At 52.4% G+C, this 9160-nt stretch carries 7 protein-coding genes; 5 read left to right on the top strand and 2 right to left on the bottom strand.

Annotated features, from left to right (window positions below):
* From NDI52_RS09185 to cobT, 3 genes are all read left to right on the top strand, one after another.
* On the top strand, positions 1-201 hold a 201-nt coding region (locus NDI52_RS09185; protein ID WP_190772633.1), incomplete at its 5' end, for a photosystem II protein D2.
* Positions 202-587: 386 nt separating this feature from the next.
* A complete protein-coding gene (locus NDI52_RS09180; protein ID WP_190772634.1) occupies positions 588-2777 on the top strand; it encodes a hypothetical protein in 2190 nt (729 codons plus the stop codon).
* A gap of 73 nt (positions 2778-2850) precedes the next feature.
* On the top strand, positions 2851-3984 hold the full coding sequence (gene cobT / locus NDI52_RS09175) for a nicotinate mononucleotide-dependent phosphoribosyltransferase CobT (RefSeq protein ID WP_242035669.1): 1134 nt from the start codon (positions 2851-2853) through the stop codon (positions 3982-3984).
* Positions 3985-4254: 270 nt separating this feature from the next.
* Here cobT and NDI52_RS09170 read toward each other — a convergent pair whose 3' ends face one another.
* Complete coding sequence (locus NDI52_RS09170; protein ID WP_190772635.1) at positions 4255-4638, bottom strand: hypothetical protein; 384 nt, start codon at positions 4636-4638, stop codon at positions 4255-4257.
* A 981-nt stretch (positions 4639-5619) separates the two neighbouring features.
* Here NDI52_RS09170 and NDI52_RS09165 point away from each other — a divergent pair.
* Complete coding sequence (locus NDI52_RS09165) at positions 5620-6771, top strand: extracellular solute-binding protein (protein ID WP_190772636.1); 1152 nt, start codon at positions 5620-5622, stop codon at positions 6769-6771.
* Here NDI52_RS09165 and NDI52_RS09160 read toward each other — a convergent pair.
* Positions 6722-7417, bottom strand: a complete 696-nt coding sequence (locus NDI52_RS09160; RefSeq protein WP_190772637.1) for a hypothetical protein — start codon at positions 7415-7417, stop codon at positions 6722-6724. The two genes, NDI52_RS09165 and NDI52_RS09160, sit on opposite strands and share 50 nt — an antisense overlap.
* A gap of 317 nt (positions 7418-7734) precedes the next feature.
* Here NDI52_RS09160 and NDI52_RS09155 point away from each other — a divergent pair, with 317 nt between their 5' ends.
* Complete coding sequence (locus NDI52_RS09155) at positions 7735-9159, top strand: TldD/PmbA family protein (RefSeq protein ID WP_190772638.1); 1425 nt, start codon at positions 7735-7737, stop codon at positions 9157-9159.
* Position 9160: the final 1 nt, after the last annotated feature.

Here is a 9160-nt window from a genome sequence, read left to right as displayed (position 1 = left end):
GTTGGTCTGGCGCTGAACTTACGGGCTTACGACTTCGTGTCGCAGGAAATCCGAGCAGCGGAAGACCCCGAGTTTGAGACGTTCTACACCAAGAACATTCTGCTGAATGAGGGTATCCGTGCTTGGATGGCTCCTCAAGATCAGCCCCACGAAGGCTTCGCCTTCCCTGAAGAAGTGCTGCCTCGCGGTAACGCGCTGTAAGAGATTTCTAATCTCGACTTTTAGGGATTGCAATTCATTAGAAGTCGGTGACTCTAGCCCCTGCCATTTGGTAGGGGCTTTTTCATGGAAGGGACTTTTTTACATTAGACTTCCTGAGGACTTACGCAAGTCCGCTATATCTGGAGCATTTATGGCCCTGATTTCCCTCCCACAACCACCCATCCCATATCTGGAACACAAGCAATAAATCTCCCTTTAGAGGCTTCTTGAGGCGGCTTTAAAAACTTGAGGAGAGACAAGCATCTTTCCGGAAGTTGAGGACGTTTCTGGAAAAGGGTAGCGATGAGGGAGCTTAATCTTGACAGGTAAGCTCCGGTACGGGATTTGGAACTTTCCAGAACCCTATTTATTGTGTGCCTGAACCTATGAGAACGGCTCTTTGCGTAGAGGATTTGCAGGGTTTACAGGAAACCTTGAGGGGTCTGTTGGAAGGGCTACCCCTGGAATTTCAGTGTAGTGCTCAAGAAGGAGCACTGATGATCCTGGGGAAGCATTCCGCTGATTTGGGGCTAGAACCTCAAGACATTTTCCGTCGCTTGGAGCGACATATCCAGGCATTACAGTTGCACTTTGTGCAGCAGGCACGCCTGTATTTACAGATTGCGGGAGAATCTCAGCCCTACGCCTATCGTTTTTTTTTAATTCAGCCGCCACCACCGCCCCGTCCCACCACTCGACATCCTTTGGCTGTCGGGGCAACGCCTGTGGAGGAAGCCTGGGGTTTACTGGATGAAGAATTCGCCAGAATTGCTACACCGACAGCAACGCCGTTGGGGGAGGAAGAACCCTGGGAGCTATCGGACGAAGAACTAGACGGTTGGATACATGAGCTAGTGGGCGTAGCAGCATCTGATGCAAGGGTATTTGCTCCCGATGTGGAGGATTCGACAGACGAGCCAGAAAAGCTTGCTGAAGAAACCGTGAGCCTGATTCCCTGGAAAGACCCCGAGGATCGGTTGGCGGAACGCGAAGTGGGATTGCCGTTAGTATCTGACACCCCTTTATTGACTCCGTTGCCGCCACGAGAGTTTCCGCTGAATTCTCGGTGGATGGTGGCTGGAGGGGCGATCGCCCTCGGTATTGCAGGCGGCACTTATGGCCTCAGCCGGCCCTGTGTGTTAGATACCTGCCCAGAATTGCAGAGTGTTCAGCAGTGGAACCAGGAGGCCATCCAGCGAGCCGAGCAGGCTACAGATGCGGAAGATATTGAGGAAGCCAAAGCGACGATGCAACGGGCGATCGCTACCCTGGAAACCATCCCTACCTGGTCACGATTCTCTGGAGAAGCCCATACCCTGCGGCAGAGCTACGGAGAGCAGCAGCAAACTCTGGAGTACCTGAGCCAAATTGCCGAAATGGCGCAAACTGCGAGCGATCGCAGCCAGAAAGGCCCCCATAACTCTGAAACCTGGCAGGAAATTACAGCTCTCTGGCACGATGCCATTAATCGTCTGGATGCTATTCCTCCGGAGAACCCTTTCTATCGCACAGCTCAACGGCAAAAACAGCAGTATGAGGAAAATCTGGAGCGCCATCGCCAGAGTTTAACGTCAGAGGAAGCGGCCCAAGCTTTTCTCAACATGGCCAAGCAGGCGATTCAGATAGCCGAAGCTCGGCAGCAAATTGCCCAATCGTTGGACCAATGGCAGTTGGTTCGCGTGACCTGGCAGGTGGTAGTCAACCGTTTGCGAGAAGTGCCCGCCGGAACCTATGCGGCTATGGATGCTCAGCGTTTATTAGAGAGTTACCAACCCCGATTGATAGCCGCGATCGCCCAGGTAGACCAGGAGCAAAAAGCAACCGGGCTGTTGCAGCAGGCAACCCAGGCAGCGCAAGCCGCTCAACAGGCAAGCCAGCAGTCAAACTGGCAGGGAGCGATCGCCGCCTGGACTGATGCCTTGCGCTATACAGAGCAAATTCCTCCCAATACGGCTTCATCCGTTCAAGGTCAAGAGTTAACTCGCACCTACACGACATCGATGGAGCAGGCTAAAGCCCAGTTGGAGACCTCTATGGCGATCTCCCTGGACGTGGATCGAGCTTGCCATCAGGAACTCCAGAAATGCCGTCTCTTAATAGCGGGTAATGCCATTCAGCTGCAGCTCAGCCCTGAGTACATGAGCGCGATTACAACAGCTCGTGCATCGGGTAACCGTAGCCTGCAAGCCGTGGTAGCTGAGCATCAGCTCGCTCTGCGCCATACTCTAGAGAGCCTAGCTGCGCGATTTCGGCGTCCTGTAGAAGTGTATGACGACCAAAATGCGCTACTGGATCGTCATTTACCGCCATCTGCAAGTGCAACAGGTGCAGTAACCCCCTTATTACCATCGGCAGCGATGGCCCCCTCACCGCCACCGGCGGCGACGAGCGCAATGGCCCCCTCGCCGTCTACAGAACCAACGCCTTCACCGTCATCTGCAACGGCGACGAGCACACCTCTTCCTTCATCCACAGAACCGGCACCTTCACCGTTATCTACGGCAGGAACGGGCACACCACTTCCTTCACCCCCATCAGCAAGGGCAGCAGGTGCAACGGTTCCTTTTGGGCTGTAGGGCGATTGTCGCTTACACCGGTGCCTACGGTCAGTGTAGGGTGTAGGGTGTTGCCTGTTTAGAGGATGATGCCTTGCTGCAAAATGATGGCTCGCCTGGATTAGATATTCGCGTTTATAGCCAGTTGCAGTCTGGGTTGGCATGGCTTGCTCAATGTCAGGGACAGCGGGCACAGTTTGCCTGTGTGTTGGGATTTACAGAGACGGGAGTGCTCCCTGGTATTTCGGCAGCAGGCGCAACGCCAGCCGATCGAGAATTTACAGCGATCGCCGATGCAGAATTCCTCGTTCAGGGAGTACAACCTAATCCCCAATTTCCATTGCCTCCTCTGGTAGCAGGGGCATCTCCCGCCCTCATTTCACGGGCAGTGGTTGCAGGTTTAAACCTGCCCCTAACGTTATTCAATGCTGGCCTGCGTCATGCTCCTACCGTTCCATGTATTGATTTGGGAGGAGAGGTCGCTTGCTGTGTGAGTACGGGGCGATCGCTTTCGCGCCACACTGTAGCCCACCTGTTTCAGCAGGGGTTGTACTGGGGCGAAACCCTGGCTCGGCAATTTCCTCAGCATGTACTTGTGCTGGGGGAATGTGTGGTTGGCGGGACGACAACTGCGTTGGGCGTGCTGACGGGCCTCGGTTGGGAAGTACAGGGCAAGGTCAATAGTAGCCATCCTACCTGTAACCATCAACAGAAGTGGGAGTTGGTGCAACAGGGCCTGGAAAAAGCCGGGCTGTTGCCAAATTCAGAACCTTTTGAGGTGGTAGCGGCGATGGGAGATCCAATGCAGCCTGTCGTAGCGGGAGCGGCGATCGCCGCCAGCCATCATGCTCCTGTGCTGCTAGCAGGGGGAACCCAAATGCTAGCAATCTACGCGCTAATGCAGGCGCTACGCCCGGTTTATCCCTGGACATCGGAACAGGTAGTGGTGGGCACAACCCGGTGGGTGGCAGAGGATGCAACGGGTGACACGGTGGGATTGGCTGATCTGCTAGGGGCTCCTTTGTTGGCAACCCAACTCAACTTTACAGGTTCCTCTCTGGAACCCTTGCGGGCCTATGAGCGGGGCTTTGTCAAGGAAGGGGTTGGAGCGGGAGGATGCGCGATCGCCGCTCATCTTCAGGGGTGGGATGCTTTAACCCTGATGGCTCAAGTTGAGGCCCTGCTTCAGGCGCGCTACTGTGTGGAGCAAGCAACGGCAATGTCGTAGCGATCGCAAATTCGTTTGCTATAAGTCCTGAGAAGATTCATAGAGAAGGACGGATGCTTAGCATCCGTCCTTCTCTATGAAAACAACTACACATAGGTCAGCTCAAACGATTCCACGAGCGAACCCTTCATTGAAAGGGTTGCTGGCAGATGTGACTCATAACTTGTGCTAAATGATAGAAACTAACCCATGCTTGGAGTGAGGAAATGCGTAGCATCTCTCACTTTCAACCACAGGCAAGCTCAAATTGTCGAGTACAAGCCAGCAGCGTTAATGGCTAACACGCCTGGCTAGAAGCTGTTCTTCTAATGCGGCAATGCGATTGTATGCAGCCGTTAATTGAGCAGTTAAGCGTTGAATTTGTAAGTCGGGGGATAGAGTTTGATGATCGCCCGAATGCGTTTCGCTATCGACCAGATCAACATCTGCCAAAATATCTTTGTGATCGAACTCTGATTCAAGAGCACTTTGATGACGGAGAGATTGGTAACCTACCATACCGTCCTGAACCGCTGTGCGGTGAGAACCGCCTCCAGGAACCCACCGATCGCCTGAACCTGTAGACAAAAGCTTACTGCTCAGCTGCTCAATCAATTGCTGAAGTGCGTCAATTTTTGTGCTTAGGTTTGCTATCTGCGTATGGAGTGAATCCATGTTGACGCTTGACTCCCTAGATTGTGTTAATTCCATCTTAGGAACTCTTCTTAGATACCCTGGGTTTGTTCTGAATCATTTAACGTTCTAATGATTCGAAGCGATCGCGTTGATCCGCGAAAGTCATTTACCGTCTGGGATTAACAGAATCGTCTGGAAAGCAAGCTCATGAGCTTATAGCTATAGCCTTGCGCCTGCCTATACTACCAAGAAAGCAAGGAATCCTCAGTGACGATCGTGCTTTTAAGAAACGAGCTTAAGTTGTTGGATAGGCTTATTGTACCCATCGATTTGCACCAACTTGAGATTCAAAAGTTAAATAAAACTAAAGCTCTAATTAATAATGTTTCATTTGGTTACTTATTTTACCTTCTGTTGGAACATTTTTAGGTTTCCTAAAACGTGAAACTACTGAATCTTTGATAGCTTAACGCAAGGCCAAAATAGGCTAGAAACCTTCTATTCCGGTACGTTTATCTATGAAAATAGAACCCCTATCGCATATTAACCCCTTAAAAATGAGAGGAGGCTGAATGTTATAGGTTCTCTCATCGTCATGGAATTGTGAGACAAAGAATTAGCCTGGATTGGCGTTTTATGAAAATAATTTTTTTGATAATTCTGATTAGAAAATTAACCGACAGGAAACATTTCAGTAATTCTCATCGCTTGTATCTGAGAATTTGTTAAAAAGGTTAATTTCTGCGTACGAATTCTAGAAGAAGCTTAGCTCCTCCATTTGCTTTTACAGTTGACGCACTTTTTGTGGGATGTAATGTCTGAAACACCCTATAACCGGCAAAGTACGTAACCCTGAGCGACAGGTTGAAAAGTTACGAAATGGATTTATTTTCTATGCCAGAAGGGTTAAGAAACGAACCTATTCAAAGGAGTTTTGAGCTTCTTCAATAAAAAATAGGCAGGAACAGCACCGCTTAACCGGATCGAAAGCTGTATCGCCTGCGAGAATGGAGAGGACGCATGGGTTTGGGTGAACAGGTTATGAAACGGCGATCGCTGCTTATCGGTTCAGGTGGGCTTATGCTGGCCGCCGCATTGGGGGGCTGCCAATCGCAAACCACCGGGTTGCGGGTTGACCTGCTACAAGAATCCATCCCAACCGCTGTGCTGACAGATTTGCAACAGCAAATTCGACCCACTGCCTTGCAAGTGCGCTCGGTAAGGAGTCTGGATGCTCTTTACCAGGCCCTCAGAACGTACCACCAAGTCGAGGCAACGGAGGGTGATCCCCCTAAACCGTCGCAGCGAGCAGATATTCTTTCCCTGGCGGATGGTTGGCTGACGTCGGCCATTCGCGAATCCCTGATTCAACCGTTGACGCTTCAGCAGGTGAGCGGCTGGGATCGCCTACCGGAGCCCTGGCGCAAGCTCGTGTTACGCAACTCTCAGGGGCTACCAGATACCAAAGGCTCGATCTGGGCGGCTCCTTATCGGTGGGGGAGTTTGGCGATCGCCTATCGCAAAGACAAGTTGAAACAGCCCCCGACGGATTGGAGTGATCTTTGGCAACCAGAATTGACCGGGCGCATTTCCCTGCCCGACCAGGCACGTGCGGTGTTGGGGTTGACCTTGAAATACTTGGGGCATTCCGTCAACACGACAGATTTGGGGGCGATCGCAGATCTCCCGGATGCCCTGGCGGCTCTCAACAAACAGGCCCGTTTCTACAGCTCGACCACTTACCTTGAGCCCCTCATTTTGGGCGACACCTCAGTCGCTGTTGGCTGGTCAATGGATATAGTGCCGTTGCTAAAGAAAAATCCGCGATTGGGCGCAGTGGTGCCCCAGTCAGGCACAATCCTCACATCGGATTTATGGGTGTTACCTGCTGCTCCCAAGACTGCATCCTCAGAAACCACAACGGTACAAAGCCTCATTGACACCTGGGTGCAGTACTATTGGCGGCCTGAGGTAGCAACCCGTCTGACGCTTCTGGGTAGTGGAGCATCCCCAGTTCTACTCGATGGCCGCACTGAACTTCCCAGTAGCTTAAAGAACGCCTTTATTCTGCCGGATGCGACGATCGTGAAGCGTAGCGAATTTTTGGAACCTCTCTCAGCATCTACTGCTGAAACCTACCGTCGCCTCTGGACGGCGATGCGAGAGGCGTAGAGCGGCCCATCATGCCATTATTGCCCTGAAAATCGAGAAGAATTTGGCATCGGTCGTTGACCTGGATTTCGGCGCTGGCGATGTCACTAAAGTCGCACACATAGGCCGAGAGTGGGTTTCCGGCGCGATCAAAGACGCGGGTGATATAGCCGTATTCCTCAGCTTCAGAGCCGAGGCGGTTCACGAAAGTATATCGCTCAATGTAGTTGTAGATGTCCCAAACTTGCTCATTCACCACCAGATCAACTCGGCGGGGCAGCCCGTCTCCTGCGGGGAAAGCCGCCCAATTTTCGAGGAGTCGTCCACCATAGAGCTGCTGTGCCCACCACAGGCTTGGAATCGTGAGCCCCACCTCTGAAACATTCATAGATGTGACGATATTGGGATCGTCTGATTGGTAATCCAACGCAAACATATCCATATCCGGTGGATTGCTGAGTAGTTGATTCCAATAATCGTCTCTGGGTTGAGCAGAAGCTGCCCCTGTCCACCCCATTAAGGCGATCGCCAAGCTCACTGCGCCTATTTTCCAGCTCCAGCAGCCCATACCCGACTCCCTAGCTTTCTGAAAGATACCTATGACAGTCTTAACCCCTGTCTCTTCATCCTGACAATCCGTTTCAAAAACTGCAATGGCAACGACCAATATTTCACCCGGTCGAACTCAGTAGGGCGCCTAGTAGGCTACGGCCTAAGTCCGTAACCTATTTTTCTGTGGGGGTGCTTCGCACCCCCACAGAAAAATAGGTTATATATTTACGCCTCAGCGTACTAGTACCAGGGCCTGGCTTCAAAGGTTGTTTTTTGTGCTGCCTATATACAAAACCTTTATACAAAACCTTTAAAGAGGCTCCCACTAGTTGTTGTTTGAGCCAGGCTCAGCGAAATTCGAGCGGCAAAAGCCGAGAAGGATCCCTCTAGAAGGCACAATATAAATCAGGAATTTAACCCCCCTCCGATGCTATGGCTTCTGTACTGCATAATGCCTTTGATTTGCTGAGCGATCGCATCCAACGCTATAAGGCCAGGGTCGATTACCTGGCCATCCGTCTAGAGGAATCTGAGGGAACGGACATACTATTGCGGCGAGGGCAGGTGGAAACCCTCAGCGAAGGCGTTTCCATTGGGGGGCAGGTGCGAGCTTGCTTCCGAGGTGGGTGGGGGTTTGCTAGCTTCAATCAGCTTGACCAGCTAACCGAGCGGATTGAGGAGGCGATCGCTGCTGCTCGGATGGTGGGTGAAGAGGAAACCCTGCTGGCTCCCATTCCCATCATTCAAGACAGCCGGCCCCTGCAACTGTTTGGTTCCGATCCTCGCAAGGTTCCCCTGGCTGAGAAAAAGGCTTTGTGTAGCCACTATGCCGATATTCTTCGCAGCGTGAACGATTGCATCACCACCACATCGGTGCGTTACGGGGACAGCACTCAGCACATCATTATTGCTACCTCGGAAGGTACGCTGATTGAGCAGTCCTGGGTGGATATGGAAATGCGCTTTGCCGCTACCGCCCGTAATAGCGAAACGGTGCAAACAGGTCGCGAAACCACTGGCTCCCGTCGTGCTTACGAGGATTTGATGAATCTGGACGATCTGGTGCAGAGTGCAGCCCGGAGGGCGGTGAATGCTTTGGAACTGCCTCCTGTGAAAGGCAATACCTATACCGTTGTGATCGATCCCATCCTCACCGGGCTGTTCGTTCATGAAGCTTTCGGGCATCTCTCCGAGTCGGACATGATTTACGAAAACCCCGACTTGATGGAGGTGATGACCCTGGGCCGTAGCTTTGGTCCCAGTGAATTACAAATCCTCGATGGAGCGGCCCCAGAGGGACATCGGGGCAGCTATGCCTACGATGACGAAGGGGTGCCTGCAACGACGACACAGTTAATTAAGGATGGGGTGTTGGTGGGACGTCTGCACTCCCGTGAGACGGCTGGCAAGCTGGAGGAGCCCGTGACGGGGAATGCTCGCTGTTTGAATTACCACTACTCCCCCATCGTGCGCATGACCAATACCTGGATTGAACCGGGTACAACGCCTGTGGAAGATTTGTTCGAAGGGATCCAGGAAGGGGTCTACGCCAAGAACTGGATTGGTGGCATGACCAACGGCGAAATGTTCACCTTTACTGCTGGGGAGGCCTGGATGATTCGCAATGGTAAGGTGGCGGAGCCGGTGCGGGATGTGTCGCTATCGGGGAATGTGTTTACGACTCTGGAGGATATTGAGGCGATCGGCAATGATTTCTTCTGGGATGAGTCGGGTGGCTGTGGCAAAGGGGGCCAGAGTGGTTTGCCTGTCGGGTGTGGTGGCCCTAGTCTACGCATTCGCAACGTAGTTGTAGGTGGCGAAACCGACGAGGATAGCGGCGACACCTGGCGCGAGTAAG

This window comes from Leptolyngbya sp. PL-A3, assembly GCF_039962325.1.
GTDB lineage: Bacteria > Cyanobacteriota > Cyanobacteriia > Elainellales > Elainellaceae > Vacuolonema.
This window is presented reverse-complemented; position numbering and strand designations above follow the sequence as displayed.